The sequence below is a fragment of the Odoribacter sp. genome, assembly GCF_985060555.1.
In genome coordinates, this window is record NZ_CFKYFN010000081.1 from 1 (window position 1) to 17,996 (window position 17,996).

A 17,996-nucleotide genomic window follows, 5' to 3' on the forward strand; every position below is an offset into this window, starting at 1 on the left:
GCTTCGTTTCGGAAAGCGGCTGCAAAGGTAAGGACTTTTTCATTACTTCCAAACTTTTCAAAAGAAATTTTTGAAGTTTTTTTCAGAACCTGACCAGGGCAATATCCTGAAGAACTCTGCACAACATAAAAACCTGTAAACCAACACATCATACCCTCTCACCTCCTCCGTTTGTTCAATACATCGGTTCCTGATTGCGGCTGCAAAGATAGAAACATTAATATCCCATTTCCAAATTTTTTACACACTTTTTTTCAAAAAAATGAATAACCACTACACAATACATTCATTATCAAACTATTATATTTATCTTATTTTATTCCAAATTTCCATCGGTTCACGCTATTTATGGTTATTCATATTAATCGAATAGATTATATATATCGTATTTCGACCAGAATACCAACCTTCTTTCCATCAAGGCATAAAAAATCGTGCAAACCTACTATTTGCACGATTCCCTTCGAATCTTCAGATTCGTTTACTTCACCCCCTTCACCTCTTCGAATCCTTTACCGAACACTCCCATCACGGGAGCCATCGTCATAAACACATCCGGATCGATCTGCTTGGCAATGCGCAATACATCGGAAGCTTCGTGTTTACGGGCGACAATCAGGATAATTTTCTTATCTTGTCCGGTGTACCAACCTTTAGCATCGATCAGAGTCACACCCCGATGTACCTGATTCGTCAGCTCACGGGCCACTTCATCATATTTATCAGTAAAGATAAAAAGCTGGGCCGACTGTGTTTTTCCGGTCAATACATAATCCACGGTAAAAGAAACGATTCCCATCATGACATAACCGTATATCAATCCACCGAAGGCTTCCCGATCGACATGGTCGTATATCAGCAAAGTCATCGCAATGACACAGAAATCACATACCATCAATACCCGCCCCGGACTGACATTGTGGTATTTGGTCACCAACATCGCAATGATATCCGTACCTCCGGTACTTCCACCAACAGAGAGCGATACGCCGATACCGATACCGGTCAGCATTGCAGCGATAATGGTACTCATAAATTTCTCGTCGGGTAAAATACCGTCCACAGGCATCAAGGGCTGCATAATACCCAGGAACACACTCCCGACAATGATAGCGAAAATGGTTTTGATACCGAATTTCGGTCCCAATACCTTCATCGCAATAATCAGCAACAGGATATTCACCAAAAAATAACCGATACCTACCGGAATTTTGAACAAATAGAATAATACAGTAGCAATACCTGTAGCTCCACCACCGACAATCTTATGAGGCACCAGGAAACCTGTTGCGGCAAAAGCATAAATCAACATACCGAATGAGATGATCAGGTATGGTTTCATCTCATTCCAAATGCTTTTATTCTTCATTTATTTATTCATTTTTTGCCAGGTATCTTTGAGCGATACGGTACGATTGATTACTAATTGTCCATCCGTTGAATCGGGATCTACACAAAAATATCCCAACCGCTGGAACTGAAAACGATCTCCAGGTTTAGCCCGTCTCATCGAGGATTCCAACTTACATCCTTTAAGTACTCTCAGTGAATCTTCATTGATAAACTCCTTAAAATCGACCTCCTTGTGTCCTGCCGGATCTTCATCCTTAAACAAACGATCGTAAAGACGGACTTCAGCTTCGATAGCATCCGTTGCTGCCACCCAGTGCAAAGTACCCTTTACCTTCCGGTTACTGGCCTCCGTTCCACTACCACTTCGGGATTCCGGATCATAAGTACAATGGATCAAAGTGATATTTCCACCGGCATCTTTATCGACCCCTGTACATTTAATAATATAAGCACCTTTCAGGCGTACTTCCTGTCCCGGAGTAAGGCGGAAAAATTTCTTCGGCGCATCTTCCATAAAATCGTCTCGTTCGATGAAAAGTTCCCTGGCAAAAGCCACCTTACGCACTCCGGCATTCACATCTTCCGGATTATTCTCGATTTCCATATATTCCGTCTCTCCCTCAGGATAATTATCGATGACCACTTTCACCGGATCGAGCACTGCCATCACCCGAGGAGCCGTCTTATTCAAATGTTCACGGACACAATATTCCAGCAACGCCATATCCACGACGATTTCCCGCCGGGCCACTCCCACCTTTTCAGCAAACATCCGAATAGATTCGGGGGTATAACCACGCCGGCGCAATCCGCAAATAGTCGGCATTCGGGGATCGTCCCAACCGGAAACATACTTTTTCTGTACCAATTCCAACAAACGCCGTTTACTCATCACTGTATAATTCAGGTTGCGACGGGCGAATTCAATTTGCCGTGGCCGGTACTCGGTCGTTGTCAACTGATCCAGAAACCAATTGTAAAGCGGCCGATGAATCTCAAATTCCAACGTACAGATCGAATGAGTGATTCCTTCGAGATAGTCACTTTGTCCATGAGTAAAGTCGTACATCGGATAGATGCACCACCGATCACCGGTCCGATGATGGCTACAGTAGATAATCCGGTACATGATCGGGTCACGCATCAACATATTGGCAGCAGCCATATCGATCTTAGCCCTCAACACCCGGCTACCTTCCGGGAACTCTCCATTTTTCATCCGCCGGAATAAATCCAGATTTTCTTCTACCGAACGATCCCGGTAAGGGCTATTCACTCCCGGTTCGGTAATTGTTTTTCTCCCGGCACTGATTTCTTCTGCTGTCTGATCGTCAACATAAGCCTTCCCCTCCAGGATCATCTGTTCGGCCCAATCATACAGCTGCTGGAAATAATCGGAAGCATACCTGACCGGTCCGTCCCATTGAAATCCCAGCCATTTTATATCCTCCTGAATTGCATCTGTAAATTCCACATCCTCTTTAGAAGGATTGGTATCATCGAAACGCAAATTACACGCTCCATTATATTTTGCAGCCAACCCGAAATTGAGACATATTGAAGTAGCATGTCCGATATGTAAATATCCATTCGGCTCCGGCGGGAAACGGGTATGTACTTTTCCCCCGTTTTTACCGGCAGCAATTTCCTCTTCAATAATCTGTTCAATAAAATTCAAGGTCTTACCTTCTTCTGGTTCTACAATCATTTGATTTTTATCCATAGTATTAAAACTTTCCCGGAAAAAACATTTTTCCAAGGGACAAAAGTAAGTAATTTATGAGAGTTTTAAAAGTTTACGTATATTTGCAGCGATGAAAAAATTTATCTGCATAATACTATTCGCATCATTGCATTTGTTTTGTCGTGCACAAAACGTATTCGATACAGAAATCCCTCCGGATATGGAGGGTAGCAACTCTTCATTATCTTCCGATTCTATACCGGAATCCAATGTGCCTCATTTCCGTCATACCTGGCAATGGGAAAGGAACGGAGTATATAAAAGAGAGATTGCTCTGGATACGCTGATGGACGGTATTCAGAATTTCAATACCATTTTTAAAAAGAATATTTCGAACACTTATCTGGGTAATTTTCCCTCTCCTTATCTTTCCAATATTTTTATTACGCGCGAAACGGTTCAGGATTTTTACCCTCTGACTCAAATCCGGGCTTTCCTTTTTAAGCCCGAAGACGCTTTACTTTTCAATACGACAACCCCTTTCACCCGATTGAAATATTTTACGGGAGGAGGAAAAGGGAAAGCCGAAAACCTGCTGGACGTATGGCATGTACAAAATATCCGCCCCTGGTGGAATGCCGGTATTCGTTACCAGCTGATTTCCAGCGACGGTCGTTATATGAACCAAAAAGCCAAAGCGTATCATTTTTCTTTGTTCTCGTCCTATGAGAAAGAACGAATCGCCCTCTCTTTTTTCTTAAACCAGAATAATGGGCATTTTGCAGAAAACGGTGGTGTCAAGGACATCTCTTTTATCATCGACTCCACCAATCAAAAAGCTGAAAATATACCGGTAAACCTGAGCAGCAACGATATTTCCAACAATTACCGGAACACCAATTTTCAATTACAGGGCCAGTACAATATCGGTAATCCCAAAGAAGTAACTACTCCCACGGATACTTTTACCACTTATCCGGCTAAAGCCATCATCAACATCCGGGCCGAAGGAAACGAACGCAGATACAAAGAAGGCAACATTGCTTTCGACTTCTTTCCGCATACCTATATAGACAGTACTTCTACGACGGATCTGATCACGAACCAGGTGTACGATATCTCCACTAAATTTGTCATGAACGAACATCCGAAGTACAAATATTTGCCGGGTATATATGCCGGTCTGGATTTTAAACACGAAAACTACCGGCAGCGGACAGCTTTCGATTCGATTTCCCATACCGAGAGTTTCGGCCATACCCGCTATTCAGGGACTTACATTACAGCCGGAATTTTCAATGTAGACACGAATGTATCGTTCACTTACGATATTGCCGGAAAGCTATGTGTATTGGGGCACTATGCCGGGAATTTCAAATTCGACGGCTACGTACAGCAAGCTTTGCGTAAAGACAGAAGTTCATACATCCGGGCCAATGCGACGATCGAATTACAAAGTGTAAATCCGTTCTTCGATCGCTATGTCGGAAATCACGATATCTGGGAAAATGATTTTAAAGCCATCAAAACCATCAAAGCCGACGGACGCTATGTGAATAACCGTTTGCGAACCGAATTAGGAGTCGGTATCGCCAATATTTTCAGTTACGTCTATTTCGATACGGCAGCGATGCCCCAACAGACCAGTAAGACCTTGATGGTATTGACCGCCTGGGGAAAGCAAAATTTCAGATTAGGCAATTTCTACTTCGACCAGACCGTATATTTTCAAAAAAGTACCCAGGAAGATATCCTTTCCCTACCGGCCATTTCTGTATATTCCCATAACTATTTTCAGCATGCCTTATTTAAAAATGCCTTGTTTTTACAGACAGGAATCGACGTCTTTTACAACACAAAATTTTACGCCGACAATTACATGCCTTCTATTATGCAGTTTTATAACCAGCGGGAAAGAAAAACCGGTAATTATCCGAAGCTCGATGTCTTCCTTAACCTAAGGATCAAACGGGCCGATATCTTTGTCAAATACGAACACATCAACTATCTGCTAAAAAATCACGGAGACTTTTTCAGTGCCGCCGATTATCCGATCAACCCGGGTATGCTCAAATTCGGTATTAAGTGGGACTTTTTCGATTAAGAAACATTTACTATCTTTGTTGAATGACAATCTCTAAAATTGCCGTTTATATTACCCTTTTTCTTTGCTTTGCATGTGAGTCAGGTAAAGAGGTTACTCCGGAAATCATATTACCGGAACCTTCATCGCTGGAAAAAATTCTGACGCGGGGGAGTCTGGAGATTTCCACTTTTTATAATACGACCGACTATTACGTATACCGTGGTATTACGCGGGGATTTCATTACGATCTGGCCCGGGATTTTGCCGGTTACCTGGGAGTCAATCTCCGAATTGTCGAAGTTAACAACGATATAGATACGGCTATCGGCCGGCTACAGAGCGGCAAATACGACCTCTTAGCCGTCAGTCTGACCCAAACCCCGGAAAGGAATGAACAGCTCCGTTTCAGTAAACCTCTTTTCCAAACCCGGGAAGTACTCGTGCAGAACAAAAATAGCCAACCCATCAAAGATATGGCTCAATTAGACGGGAAAGAGATTTATATTCCCAAAAGTGCCACCTCGTATAAAAAGGTTCTGCAACAAATACAGGATTCTCTGAATATACACATTTATATCACCGAGATCGAGCATTATTCCTATGAAGATCTCTTGCACCTGGTAGAGACCGGCGAAATCAATTATACCGTTATCGACGAAAACATCGCCCAAGCCTCCAGTTATTCTATGAAGAACCTGGATATAGCTCTCAAGTTAAAAGAAGATATTTCCGTATCGTGGGCGACCCATTCGGATGCCAGTTTATTGAGCTCGGAAATCAACAACTGGCTGGAAGAAATCCGGAAAAACGGAAAACTCAACTACCTCTATAAACGTTATTTCGGCAAACATCCGGCAGTTCCTCACAACACGACCAAATACACACTCATCAAGAAAGGCGATATTTCACCGTTCGACAAGTTATTCCGCAAGGAGAGTAAAAAGCTCGGCTGGGACTGGCGTTTGCTGGCAGCTTTGGTCTATACCGAATCTCAATTCGATCCTTATGCCGAATCGGAAGTCGGAGCCTACGGTTTAATGCAGATTATTCCTGAAACAGCCGATCATTTTAACGTCGGAAATTATTTCGAGCCCGACAGTAATGTCTATGTCGGAACCGAATATTTACATTACCTGGACCGTTACTTTTCAAGCCAGCCGATCGATTCTTCCGAACGGCTCAAATTCGTTCTGGCCGCCTATAATGCAGGTCCCGGACACGTACTGGACGCCATCCGCCTAGCCAATAAATATGGGAAAGACGCCACTTTATGGGATAATAACGTCGATTACTATCTGCTTCACAAAAACGAACCGGAATATTACCGGGATCCCCTGTCTAAAAACGGCTATTGTAACGGCCGTCAAACGTACAAATACGTACGACAAGTGCTCGATACCTATAATAACTATAAGAATATCAAGCAATAGTATAAAAATACTAAAAAACGTATTTACGAATATTGGTTTGATCGTTTTTTTTCCATACCTTCGCAGTAGTGTATTATATCGTTCATTAAAAGTTTAAGCTCATGCCTTACAGAAGATTACCTAATACAGATGCAGCGAGAATAAGGGCATTAAAAGCAGCTTTGAAGAAAGGCCAGTATCTCGAGATCGATACGATAGCCTATCCTTTTGCTTTGAAACAAAAAATAGAATTCTTTTTACCTAAATTTGAAGTTGCTATCACCAACTCTAAGTTAGCGAAAGAGAAACAGTTCGATAATAGTCAAAAATTCTCTGAATATACCAAAAAAGCCCGGCTTTATATCTCTCATTTTATTCAGGTATTGAATTTTTGTATTGCCCGTGGAGAGCTGAAACCCTCAGCCCGTACATTTTATGGTTTGGACGAAAACAGTTCGAAAGTTCCTTCTCTTTTGACCGAACAGGATTTGCTGCAATGGGGGGAAAAAATAATTGCCGGCGAGCAGAACCGGATCAGTAACGGTGGTGGTAATCCGATCTACTGTCCTTCGATTGCCCTGGTAAAAGTCAATTATGAAAATTTCAAAGAAAACTATACCCGTCAAAAACAGTTCCAGAATAACTCAGCCCGGGAAAGCGGGAATGTCGCTCAATACCGGAATGATGCCGATGCCTTGATCCTGGAAGTATGGAACGAAGTGGAACGTTATTTCGAAGGGGTAAAAGACGAAGAAGAAAAGCGCTATATGTGCGAGGAGTACGGTCTCGTTTACGTATTCCGACGCGGCGAAAAAGAACGGATCAGAAGACGAAAAGAAGCTGAAAGCATTACCTTGAAGCTTTTCTGACTCCAAGACCGACTGCTAAGAGGAACAACAGCTTCCTCTTTTCTTTTTCACCGGCTTACGGGCACAGCTGTCTTTCAAAGGACAAGTGTCACAAGTACTGCATGATTCGTCCTTTTTCAAAGCCTTCAGTTTCCTGTAGCAGAATCGTATCGCCCCCACTAAAGCAACAACGATAATCAGATATACAATACCGTTTTGTATCAAAGCATTCTTTTTTCTAAAATAAACTTCCTATCTGATATACGCCGAACGACACCAACCAAGCCAGCCCGGTAGTATAAAAAATAGTAAACAATGCCCATTTCCACCCCGCCTCTTTACGAATAGCAGCGATCACAGCCATACAAGGGAAATAAATCAGGATAAACAGCATAAATCCATAAGCCACTAAAGGCGTAAATACCTTCTGTCCGTTACTATATTGTTGCTGTTGCAGGCTCTCGATCAGGCTTTGGGAATTTTCCTCGGCATCCGGGACATGGTACAAAATTCCCATAGAACTCACTACAATCTCTTTGGCAGCCAATCCGGTCACAATACTCACGCCCATCTTCCAGTCGAATCCCAAAGGCCGAATTACCGGTTCGATGGCTTTCCCGATTTGTCCGATATATGAATTCTCCAAATGTTCCGTCTCATCGGCCATAGTCGTCCGGTTTAAAGGGAAATACCCCAGTGCCCAAATCAGAATAGAAGCAAATAAGATTATCGTACCCATTTTCTTTAAATATTGTCCGGCTTTTCCCCACATATGGATCGTGGTATTTCGCATCGTAGGCATCCGGTAAGGAGGCAATTCCATGACAAAAGGATCCGAAGATTTGGCGAACAGGGTCTTCTTCAACAAAAAAGAAGTTCCGATAGCCAGTAATATGCCGATCAGATATACAGACAATAGGATCAAGCCCTGATTCACCGGAAAGAAGGCAGATACCAACAGTATATATACCGGTAAACGGGCACTACAAGACATAAAAGGAGTAATCAGCATCGTCATAATCCGGTCCCTCCGGCTTTCCAAAGTGCGGGTAGCCATAATGGCCGGTACATTACATCCGAAACCGATCAACAAGGGAATAAAGGATTTTCCGTGAAGTCCTATCTTATGCATCATCCGGTCCATAATAAAGGCAGCCCTTGCCATATAGCCTGTATCCTCCATCAAAGAAATGAAAAAGAAAAGAATCAGAATATTGGGTAAGAAAACGATCACTCCCCCCACTCCGGCAATAACTCCATTCACCAACAAATCGTTCAAAGGCCCTTCAGGCATAATTCCGGCCACCCAACTTCCGAGGGCTTCTACTCCCGCCTCGATCCAGTCCATCGGATAACTTCCCAGCGAAAAGGTCGCCTGAAACATCAGCCACATAAAGAAAATCAGGAAAGGGAAGCCCAGCCATTGATGAGTCAGTAAGGCATCGATAGCAGTCGTCAGCTGACGTTTATCCTTTTCTCCCGACCGGAAGGTCTCTTGTAAAGCTCCCCGGATAAACCCATATTTCAGGTTCGTGATGATCGTCCGGGTATCTTCCTTATATTCTTTTTCCAGGCGCTGGATTTCTTTTTGTGCTACTTCGAGCATACAAGCATAATTGGGAACCGTTACCAGCTGTTCTTTCATAATCCGATCATCCTCGAGTAATTTGATAGCTACATACCGGGGAGCATATTCATCGGTAATATTTTTATTCGGGGCGATCTCCACTTTAATCCGGGCAATCGCCTCTTCGATTTCTGTCCCATAATTGATATGTACATGCCGGGACTCTTTGGCCTGGTCTTCGAACACTTCGATAATTTTATCCAACACGGCTTCGATTCCGATCCCTTTTGAAGCTGTCGTCGGCACAATCGGGATACCCAGTAGTTGTCCCAAATAGCCATAATCCAGGTGAGAACCTTCGTTGGTCAGTTCATCGAACATATTCAATGCCATCACCACCCGGATATTCATATCGATGAGCTGAGTAGTCAGGAACAGGTTCCGTTCCAGACAAGAAGCATCCACGACATTCAGCACTAAATCCGGATGATGCTTCGTAATAAATTCACGCACATAAATTTCTTCCGGAGTATATTCGGTAATAGAATAAGTCCCGGGCAAATCGATCAGATTGATCGTATAACCTTTATGGTGGCAAGTTCCTTGCTTGGCATCCACCGTCACTCCGCTATAATTCCCCACTCTTTCGCGCAATCCGGTAGCCCGGTTAAAGAAAGAAGTCTTCCCACAATTCGGATTCCCAACCAAAGCGATATTGATCGTCCGGGATTTCTCGGAAATTTCCCGGGCAATCTCGTCTTCTGTAAACGTACCGTTATATCCTTCCTGATCTATCGAGGAAGTACAGACGACTTCAATCAAACGAGCCTCACTCCGTCTCAGAGAAATATGGCCATCCATCAATTTATATTCGATCGGATCGTGTAAAGGAGCATTTTTTATCACCGTCACTTTTTCTCCTTTTACGAATCCCATCTCCACGATCCGGTTTCGAAAACTCCCATGTCCATGCACCTTTACGATGACACATTCTTCTCCAGTCGGTATATCAGCAAGCTTCAAATAATTATTTTCCATACCACTCCAAATTATGTGGCAAAGATAATCAATCTGCTAATAAATCGACATACCTACAAATAGGTATTAAAATTCCGGAGCATATAAATACCCCGGAATAATCCCCATTTTCATTCCACTTCAATTCTCCCTCATATTGCAGGTTTTTCCCATTCTGATAAGCCAAAGATCCTTTCTTCAGCTCTTCTGTGTCATCAAAAGAAGTATCTTCCGGCGACAGAAAATCATCCGATTCATTTATCGTCTTTGTAATCCCGAAACGTCCCCGGATTTTTAAAGAAGTCAAAGGATTATATTCAGCACTAAAATTATTGGTTACTCCAAAAGAACGGTCAAGTGCCCGGCTATTCAGGTTGGCATTCCAAAGCGGATTCGGCGATTCAATCAGCTCCTCTTTATATTCCAGCCATTTTTCCACCCTTCCATCCGGCTTCTTTTCATAATAAGGATTTGCTTTCGCATATTCTGAAAAAGCAACCACCGGATCTCCGGAACTGGTATGATTAATAGTCAACTTATTACTGAATTGAAACTTATTTTTCCGGTACAGTAAATCCAGATTCCCGCTGAAAACTTTCGTTTAAATCAGTCGAAAGTTTATAAAGTCCATAAAGTTTATAAAGTCCCTGGGTTCTGCGGGTACTTTGGTAATTGACAATTGTCATTTGACAATTGATAATGTATCTCCAAACCTATAGTTTCTTTTTTTATTCTTCTGATAATCAATAATTATCTTCTTTATTCTTTCTCTCTTTTTTCTTTTCTTTTTTATTTTTTCATGGAAGCGGAACTTCCAATAATTGTCAATTCTCAATTGCCATCTGTCCATTTTTCTTTTAGCGGATTCCCACCAAAAGAAACGAACGTTATTTATTTTTTCTAAACAGTTTTCCCAATACCTGCACTAAGCCATCCATGCCCTCGATGTGGTTGATCATCGAGATACTTCTAAAAGCACTCATATCCTCATCCATACCTAATTGAACCGGGTAAACCAATATACAATTGATCGAATTAAAATATTTATTGATATAATTCGGGACATATTCCATATGCCGGGAGTAAGAAGGACAATTCGGCCGACTCATCACCAATATCAGGGCATCGTTATCCTGTGTAGCAGTAGCCACTTCCTTAAAATTACTCCAATCTGTAAACTCTTTAAATTCAGCTAAAATCAGGTGTTTGGATTGTACCAAATGCAAAATATCCAGCACGGCCGGTGTACCGTAAAAAACAATTTTCGTTCCGACATTTTTGGCCAGGTTCCAAATACTGATCAACCAATACGGAAAACCGACCTCTTTCTCTGCATTTTCAGGAATAACGACGATATAACGTTTCACCGTCGACATCGGCTGCATAGGACGATAAGCCAAGGTAGTCGTAGCACATTTACTGAGCACCTCTTGTGTCAGTTTCCCCAGGAAAGTATCGGAAATATCCTTTTGGGTACGCAGGCCGATAACAATATCCGTGATCTTATGTTCTTTGGCCACATTTCTAATTCCGTTGACAATATTCAAGTCATAACGTAAAACGGTATCCACCCGGTGATCCATTCCGGCTCCAGTCTTAACAGCTTTCTCAAGCAGACGTTCTGAAATTTTTTCCGCTGCCGGATCGGTATTGTCCGACTTCACAATACTCACAGCAACCAGTTGTGCCTTATTACGCCGGGACTTTATAGCGGTTCCCAAGGTGATCAGCTCATCGACTGTCTCAGAATTACTCAAGGGAATCAATATCCTCTCCTCCTCGTCATCACTATCACCGATCCGGTCACCGCTCATTTCCGCCAAGGCTATATTCTGAGCAGAACGTTGGGTAATAAAAGAAGCGATCGTACAAGTAATCAGAATCATAACGATAGTTCCGTTCAGGACGTCTTCATTCAACAATCGAATCGGCTGCCCATCCGGTCCGGTACCCAAAATCACCTCATACCCGATCAATACGGCAGCCAGCGTAGCCGCAGCCTGGGCATTACTCAATCCGAAAATCAGACGTCCCTCATCGCGGGTCAGTTTAAAATTTTTCTCCGTTATCCAAGCTGCCATAAACTTGGATAGAGTGGCTATGACCGTCATCACGACAGCAACCCAAAGCGCAGTCCATCCGGCGGCAAAAGTGCGTACATCGACCAGCATTCCCACTCCGATCAGAAAGAAAGGAATAAAAATAGCATTCCCTACAAAATCGATCCGGTTCATCAAAGCTGAAGTATTCGGGATCAACCGGTTCAAAGCCAAACCGGCCAAAAATGCCCCGATAATAGCCTCCAACCCCGCTGCTTCCGCCAGAAAAGAGGCAAAAAATACCAAAGCCAACACAAAGATATATTGTCCTACGGAATCTTCATAACGCTTGAAAAACCAACGCCCCAGCATGGGAAATAAGATCACGACAATACTGATAAAAACCAGACTTGAAACCCCCAGTTTAATCCAAAACTGTTGATTTATTTCTCCGGTAGACATACCGACAATCACCGCCAGTACCAACAAAGCAAGAATACAAGTAATCACCGTTCCCCCGATAGCGATACTAACCGCCCGATTCTTGGTAATACCGTATTTACTGACAATAGGGTAAGTAATAAGCGTGTGGGAAGCATACATACTGGCCAACAAAATCGAAGTCGGCCAGGAAAAATCGAGCCAATATACACCGGTCAAAGTGCCTACGATCATGGGAATCAGAAAAGTATAAAGTCCGAAAGTCAGGGTTTTTCCATAATTCTTTTTCAGGTCGGCCATATCGATCTCTAAACCGGCGATGAACATGATATACAATAACCCCACGGTTCCAAAAAGCTCTATACTACTGTCTCTTTCCATAATGCCCACACCATTGGGGCCGATCACAGCACCTGCAATAATCAGACCGATCAAATCAGGAATCCTTAAACGCTGTAATAGAACAGGCGTCAGTAGAATAATAAACAGTATCAGAGAAAAAATCAACACCGGATTTTTCAGCGGCAAACTAAACACTTGTAAGAGCATAGGCAACGGTTTTATCAGCATGACAAATTTAATAAAAATGCAGTAATAAAAATCCCTTTCCTCCGCTTTGTTCTTGCGGTCTATAGTAGTTTTTTTTCGAAACTTTTAATAATTAGTAATACAGAAAGTTTATAATTTAGCGTTATTGTATCAATTTTCATTAAAATATTCACTTGAAATTTTTATGATTATGTGTGCTAAATTCTTTTACATCCTGATCGTACTGATGGCGGGACTATTTCCCTTCAAAATGCAAGCCTCAGAAACCAAACAAACTTTCATTCTTTACACTCCTTACACTAAAATCTCTGTTCCACCCGGAGAATCTATCAGTTACAGTATCGATGTCATCAACAATAGTGACGAAGTTAAAAATGCCACCCTTGCCTTAGCCGGTCTACCGAAGAGCTGGAGCTATGAAATGAAAGCCGGTGGCTGGACACTGGATGAGATCGCTGTACTCCCCGGTGAAAAAAAGAATTTTACCTTGAAAGTAGATGTACCTCTAAAAGTAAATAAAGGCACTTACCATTTCACGATCGGTGCAGACGGACTTGCCCGCCTGCCTCTTGCCATAACGGTCTCGAAACAAGGGACCTACCGGACAGAGTTTACTACTACTCAACCGAATATGCAAGGAAATTCAAAATCGACGTTCACTTTCAACGCCACATTGAAAAACCAAACTGCAGAACAACAATTATATGCTCTCATGGCAGAAGCCCCCAGAGGCTGGAATGTCATTTTCAAAGCCAACTATAAACAAGCCACTTCGGCACAGGTTGCCCCGAATGCCAGCGAAAATATTTCGGTCGACATCACAGCTCCTTCGAATGTCAAGGCCGGTACATACAAAATACCTGTCATCGCTACTACCGGCTCCACTTCTGCCCAACTCGAGTTTGAAGTGGTTATCACCGGATCGTACCGTATTGAATTAACCACCCCCCAAGGTCTCTTGAGTAAAGATATCACTGCAGGTGACACCCGGAAACTCGAACTAGTCGTCCTCAACACCGGTTCTGCCGAATTAAAGGACATCCAGTTGTCCGCTAACAAACCGATCGATTGGGAGGTCAGTTTCGAACCGTCCAAACTGGATCGTCTGGCTCCCGGAGATAAAGCGAATGTTACAGCTGTCCTCAAAGCTTCCCGTCAAGCTCTCCCCGGAGATTATGTGACTAAAATCACTGCTCGTGCACCGGAAGCCGATACAACCACCGATTTCAGAATATCTGTCAAAACCCCTATGATCACCGGCTGGATTGGTGTCGTTGTCATCCTGGCTGCTTTAGGTGCCGTTTACTATCTGTTTCGCAAATACGGAAGGAGGTAGGCTATGTGTGAAAGCATTATCGAATTGGTTCAGTTAACAAAGCGATACGGTCATTTCACAGCAGTCGACCGATTGGACCTAAAAATTCACAAAGGTGAAATCTTCGGGCTTTTAGGACCGAACGGAGCCGGTAAATCGACAACGATCCTGATGATGCTGGGCTTGACCGATCCGACTTCCGGCACTGTGCATGTTTGTGGTACCAACTCTACGACTTATCCGGTCGAGGTCAGAAAAAAGGTAGGCTATCTACCCGAAGATGTCGGTTTCTACGACGACATGACAGGGCCTGAAAACTTATTATATACCGCCCGGCTGAATAATATCCCGGAACAAGAAGCCCGGCAGCATGCAGCCCAGCTCCTCGAACGGGTAGGGCTTGACAGGGAAATCGATAAAAAGACCGGTAAATATTCCCGGGGAATGCGCCAGCGTCTGGGCTTGGCAGATGTACTCATCAAAAATCCGGAAGTGATTATTTTGGATGAACCCACCTCGGGGATCGATCCGGCAGGCGTACAGGAATTCATCAGTCTGATCCGGCAATTACGGGACGAAAGAGGACTGACCGTACTGTTCTCTTCCCATCACCTGGACCAGGTACAACAAATCTGTGACCGGGTGGGTTTATTCTCTCAAGGCCGGCTACTGGCTGATCTCTCACTCAACGATCTGCAACAGGAAGAACATGGATTAGAATACATTTATAACCAATATTTCGGAGGAGGACAAGGTCATGAATAAATATCACAGTCCCTTTTGGACAATTGTCCGCAAAGAAGTCTCCGATCACGTCAGAAGCTGGAGATTCCTTATCCTGATAGGTATTATCGCACTAACGTGTATGGGATCGCTCTATACCGCCCTAACCAACATCGGAGCAGCGATAAAACCCAATGATCCGGACGGTTCGTTTCTTTTTCTCAAGCTGTTCACGGTCAGCGACGGAACTTTACCTTCTTTCACGGTTTTCGTCAGTTTTCTCGGTCCGCTGTTAGGAATCGCTTTAGGCTTCGACGCCATCAATTCGGAGCAGAATAAAGGAACCTTAAGCCGTATTTTATCGCAGCCCATTCACCGGGATTATTTGATCAATGCCAAATTTGTAGGTGCTTTGATCGTCATCGGAGTCATGCTTTTCGTTCTGGGATTTCTGGTGATGGGCTTCGGGCTGATCAGCATAGGTATTCCTCCAACTGCAGAAGAATTTTTACGGGTCATCGTTTTTATCCTGATCAGTATCTGTTATGTGGCTTTCTGGCTGAATCTTTCGATCTTCTTTTCGATCAAATTCCGTCAGGCTGCAACTTCCGCCCTGGCTTGTGTCGCCATCTGGTTGTTCTTCAGTATTTTCTATAATATGATTATCAACCTGATCGGTAAAGCCATCAGTCCATCGGAAATGGCTACCACCTATCAAATGATCGGTTATCAACGGTTTATGCTCAATTTATTGCGCTTTGCTCCCAGTATGCTTTTCAACGAAGCCACAACCACTTTGTTGATGCCTTCTGTCCGTAGTCTGGGACCGTTGACGATGGAACAGGTACATGGGGCAATCCCTAGTCCTTTGCCTCTAGGCCAAAGCCTGCTGATCGTATGGCCTCAACTTACAGGCCTCATCGCAGCAACGGTCATTTGTTTCGCTTTGTCTTACGGTTCTTTTATGCGGAAAGAAATCCGGTCCAGATAAAAAAAGAGCCTTACGGCTCTTTTTTAATCTTCATATCTGATAATCGTCTGCTCACGGTCGGGACCTACCGAGACAATCTTCACCGGTACTCCCAGCTCCTCTTCTAAAAAGCTGACATAAGCATTGAATTCTTCCGGAAATTCATCTTCCGAAGTCATTTGGGTCATATCTGTTTTCCATCCCGGTATTTCCACGTATACAGGTTCGACTCCGTCACAAATATCGAACGGAAATTCATCGGTCTCCTCTCCATTTATTTTATAAGCGACACAAGCTTTAATCGTATCGAAGCTGTCCAATACATCACTCTTCATCATGATCAACTGACTAACCCCATTGATCATCACAGCATATTTCAAAGCCACGAGATCGATCCAGCCACAACGGCGTTTCCGGCCGGTAACAGCTCCGAATTCGTGTCCCAAAGCACATAACTTCTCTCCGGTTTCGTCGAATAATTCTGTCGGGAAAGGACCGGCACCCACACGGGTACAATAGGCTTTGAAAATTCCGTAAACTTCACCGATATTTCCCGGAGCGACTCCCAAACCGGTACAAGCTCCGGCACAAATAGTATTCGACGAAGTCACAAAAGGATAAGAGCCGAAATCCACATCCAGCATCGTTCCTTGTGCCCCTTCGGCAAGTACGGATTTACCCTCTTCCAGCAAATTATTGATAACGTGCTCACTATCGATCAGCTGAAAACGCTTCAGGTAGGCAATCGCTTCGAACCATTCTTTTTCCAGTTCCGTGATATCGTATCGATAATTCAAGGCTTTCAGAATGGCTTCATGCTTTTTCTTAGCAGCCGCATACTTGTCTTCAAAATGATACAACACATCCCCTACTCTCAACCCATTACGGCTCACTTTATCCGTATAAGTCGGCCCGATCCCCTTACCGGTCGTTCCGATTTTCGCATCTCCTTTAGCAGCTTCATAAGCAGCATCCAGCACCCGGTGAGTAGGCAGGATCAGATGTGCTTTCTTGGATATACACAATTGTTTGGTCAGATCATGTCCACTGGCAGCTAAACTCTCAGCCTCCTGACGAAACAGAACCGGATCCAGTACAACTCCATTCCCGATAATATTCTTTTTCCCACCCTGAAATATCCCGGAAGGGATAGAACGCAATACATATTTTTGCCCTTCGAATTCTAAGGTATGTCCGGCATTCGGACCGCCCTGAAAACGGGTCACGACATCATATTTCGGTGTTAATACATCAACCACTTTTCCTTTCCCTTCATCTCCCCATTGCAATCCAAGTAAAACATCAACTTTCATCTGTATCTTTATTTATTCGTTTACAGTAATTCTTTCTCCAAAACTTCCCGTCGGATTTCGGGAAACACAAACGTGCAAAAGTAAACATTTTTTTCTATTGTAAACAGAAAAAACCGCTAAAATCACTCACTCTCCCGACAGGCCTTACACAATCCATAAATATACAAAAGGTGGTGATGCACAGAAAATTGGTATTTATCTTCAATATGTTCGACGACCTCGTTGATCCGGGAATCGGCAAACTCCTCCACTTTACCACATTTCTGACAAATCAGATGTTCGTGGTAACGGTTGTTAAAAGCTTTCTCAAACTGGGCGATATTATTCCCGAACTGATGTTTGATCACCAACTTACAATCCAAAAGCAACTCTATGGTATTGTATAAAGTAGCCCGACTCACCCGATAATTTTTATTCTTCATAAAAACATACAGGGATTCGATATCGAAATGTCCTGTATGCGAATAAATCTCATCCAGGATAGCATATCTTTCCGGAGTCTTCCGGTGTCCTTTTTGTTGCAAATAAGTTGTAAAAATCTCTTTTACAGTTTCTTTTATTTTCTCCATATTTGAACAACTTTCGTCAACCATCTTTTCCATCCTCATTCTTTTTTCTCTCTTCCTATCTATTTCTCACTCTAATCTTCACCTCTCTTTTTCTCTCCTCCTTCCATCTATCA

13 protein-coding genes are annotated in these 17,996 nt (G+C 43.2%); 6 read left to right on the forward strand and 7 right to left on the reverse strand.

The genetic code is table 11. From position 1 onward, the window contains the following. Window positions 1-481: 481 nt before the first annotated feature. Window positions 482-1,369 carry a YitT family protein gene (locus AC5RDS_RS10540; protein WP_046404676.1) on the reverse strand — a complete coding sequence of 296 codons (888 nt, stop codon included), beginning with the start codon at window positions 1,367-1,369 and terminating at the stop codon, window positions 482-484. After that, window positions 1,370-3,076 carry a glutamine--tRNA ligase/YqeY domain fusion protein gene (locus tag AC5RDS_RS10545; RefSeq protein ID WP_041557320.1) on the reverse strand — a complete coding sequence of 569 codons (1,707 nt, stop codon included), beginning with the start codon at window positions 3,074-3,076 and terminating at the stop codon, window positions 1,370-1,372. It abuts the gene before it with no gap. Between the two features lie 91 nt (window positions 3,077-3,167). Here AC5RDS_RS10545 and AC5RDS_RS10550 point away from each other — a divergent pair, with 91 nt between their 5' ends. The 3 genes from AC5RDS_RS10550 to AC5RDS_RS10560 all read left to right on the forward strand — a co-directional run bounded on the left by AC5RDS_RS10550 (window position 3,168) and on the right by AC5RDS_RS10560 (window position 7,401). After that, a complete protein-coding gene (locus tag AC5RDS_RS10550; RefSeq protein ID WP_202194722.1) occupies window positions 3,168-5,141 on the forward strand; it encodes a putative porin in 1,974 nt (657 codons plus the stop codon). A gap of 23 nt (window positions 5,142-5,164) precedes the next feature. Beyond that, window positions 5,165-6,553, forward strand: a complete 1,389-nt coding sequence (locus tag AC5RDS_RS10555) for an MltF family protein (RefSeq protein ID WP_046404673.1) — start codon at window positions 5,165-5,167, stop codon at window positions 6,551-6,553. A 101-nt stretch (window positions 6,554-6,654) separates the two neighbouring features. After that, the gene (locus AC5RDS_RS10560) at window positions 6,655-7,401 is read left to right on the forward strand and encodes a hypothetical protein (protein WP_013612332.1); all 747 of its coding nucleotides are present in this window, start codon (window positions 6,655-6,657) and stop codon (window positions 7,399-7,401) included. A 217-nt stretch (window positions 7,402-7,618) separates the two neighbouring features. On the opposite strand, the gene feoB is transcribed toward AC5RDS_RS10560, so the two are convergent. The 3 genes from feoB to AC5RDS_RS10575 form a co-directional block, all read right to left on the reverse strand. After that, the gene (gene feoB / locus AC5RDS_RS10565; protein WP_022159454.1) at window positions 7,619-9,985 is read right to left on the reverse strand and encodes a ferrous iron transport protein B; all 2,367 of its coding nucleotides are present in this window, start codon (window positions 9,983-9,985) and stop codon (window positions 7,619-7,621) included. A 28-nt stretch (window positions 9,986-10,013) separates the two neighbouring features. Then, window positions 10,014-10,499: a hypothetical protein gene (locus AC5RDS_RS10570; RefSeq protein ID WP_181574393.1), complete on the reverse strand. Its 486-nt coding sequence runs from the start codon at window positions 10,497-10,499 to the stop codon at window positions 10,014-10,016. Window positions 10,500-10,851: 352 nt separating this feature from the next. Next, window positions 10,852-13,014, reverse strand: coding sequence for a cation:proton antiporter domain-containing protein (locus tag AC5RDS_RS10575; RefSeq protein WP_417108708.1), 2,163 nt, complete (start codon window positions 13,012-13,014; stop codon window positions 10,852-10,854). A 205-nt stretch (window positions 13,015-13,219) separates the two neighbouring features. Here AC5RDS_RS10575 and AC5RDS_RS10580 point away from each other — a divergent pair, with 205 nt between their 5' ends. Genes AC5RDS_RS10580 through AC5RDS_RS10590 form a run of 3 tightly spaced genes read left to right on the forward strand, consistent with a single transcriptional unit; the run spans window position 13,220 to window position 16,022 of the window. Then, entirely contained in the window at window positions 13,220-14,329 is a 1,110-nt protein-coding gene (locus tag AC5RDS_RS10580) for a COG1470 family protein (RefSeq protein WP_374938094.1), read from the forward strand. A 3-nt stretch (window positions 14,330-14,332) separates the two neighbouring features. Continuing rightward, entirely contained in the window at window positions 14,333-15,073 is a 741-nt protein-coding gene (locus AC5RDS_RS10585) for an ABC transporter ATP-binding protein (protein WP_494222329.1), read from the forward strand. Then, window positions 15,066-16,022 (forward strand): ABC transporter permease, encoded by a 957-nt coding sequence (locus AC5RDS_RS10590; protein WP_272054261.1) that lies wholly within the window; start codon window positions 15,066-15,068, stop codon window positions 16,020-16,022. Before AC5RDS_RS10585 ends, AC5RDS_RS10590 begins: the two co-directional genes overlap by 8 nt. A 23-nt stretch (window positions 16,023-16,045) precedes the next feature. Here the strand turns inward: AC5RDS_RS10590 and AC5RDS_RS10595 are convergent, their stop codons facing one another. Both AC5RDS_RS10595 and AC5RDS_RS10600 read right to left on the reverse strand, forming a co-directional pair. Continuing rightward, the gene (locus AC5RDS_RS10595) at window positions 16,046-17,314 is read right to left on the reverse strand and encodes an adenylosuccinate synthase (RefSeq protein ID WP_013612339.1); all 1,269 of its coding nucleotides are present in this window, start codon (window positions 17,312-17,314) and stop codon (window positions 16,046-16,048) included. Between the two features lie 122 nt (window positions 17,315-17,436). Further along, window positions 17,437-17,916 (reverse strand): Fur family transcriptional regulator, encoded by a 480-nt coding sequence (locus AC5RDS_RS10600; protein WP_013612340.1) that lies wholly within the window; start codon window positions 17,914-17,916, stop codon window positions 17,437-17,439. Between the last annotated feature and the right edge of the window lie 80 nt (window positions 17,917-17,996).

What these genes read in the sequence shown, in the direction of transcription:
- AC5RDS_RS10540 (WP_046404676.1), bottom strand. Translation starts at nt 1,369, where the DNA reads ATGAAGAATAAAAGCATTTGGAATGAGATGAAACCATACCTGATCATC.
- AC5RDS_RS10545 (WP_041557320.1), bottom strand. Translation starts at nt 3,076, where the DNA reads ATGGATAAAAATCAAATGATTGTAGAACCAGAAGAAGGTAAGACCTTG.
- AC5RDS_RS10550 (WP_202194722.1), top strand. Translation starts at nt 3,168, where the DNA reads ATGAAAAAATTTATCTGCATAATACTATTCGCATCATTGCATTTGTTT.
- AC5RDS_RS10555 (WP_046404673.1), top strand. Translation starts at nt 5,165, where the DNA reads ATGACAATCTCTAAAATTGCCGTTTATATTACCCTTTTTCTTTGCTTT.
- AC5RDS_RS10560 (WP_013612332.1), top strand. Translation starts at nt 6,655, where the DNA reads ATGCCTTACAGAAGATTACCTAATACAGATGCAGCGAGAATAAGGGCA.
- feoB (WP_022159454.1), bottom strand. Translation starts at nt 9,985, where the DNA reads ATGGAAAATAATTATTTGAAGCTTGCTGATATACCGACTGGAGAAGAA.
- AC5RDS_RS10575 (WP_417108708.1), bottom strand. Translation starts at nt 13,014, where the DNA reads ATGCTGATAAAACCGTTGCCTATGCTCTTACAAGTGTTTAGTTTGCCG.
- AC5RDS_RS10580 (WP_374938094.1), top strand. Translation starts at nt 13,220, where the DNA reads ATGGCGGGACTATTTCCCTTCAAAATGCAAGCCTCAGAAACCAAACAA.
- AC5RDS_RS10585 (WP_494222329.1), top strand. Translation starts at nt 14,333, where the DNA reads ATGTGTGAAAGCATTATCGAATTGGTTCAGTTAACAAAGCGATACGGT.
- AC5RDS_RS10590 (WP_272054261.1), top strand. Translation starts at nt 15,066, where the DNA reads ATGAATAAATATCACAGTCCCTTTTGGACAATTGTCCGCAAAGAAGTC.
- AC5RDS_RS10595 (WP_013612339.1), bottom strand. Translation starts at nt 17,314, where the DNA reads ATGAAAGTTGATGTTTTACTTGGATTGCAATGGGGAGATGAAGGGAAA.
- AC5RDS_RS10600 (WP_013612340.1), bottom strand. Translation starts at nt 17,916, where the DNA reads ATGGAAAAGATGGTTGACGAAAGTTGTTCAAATATGGAGAAAATAAAA.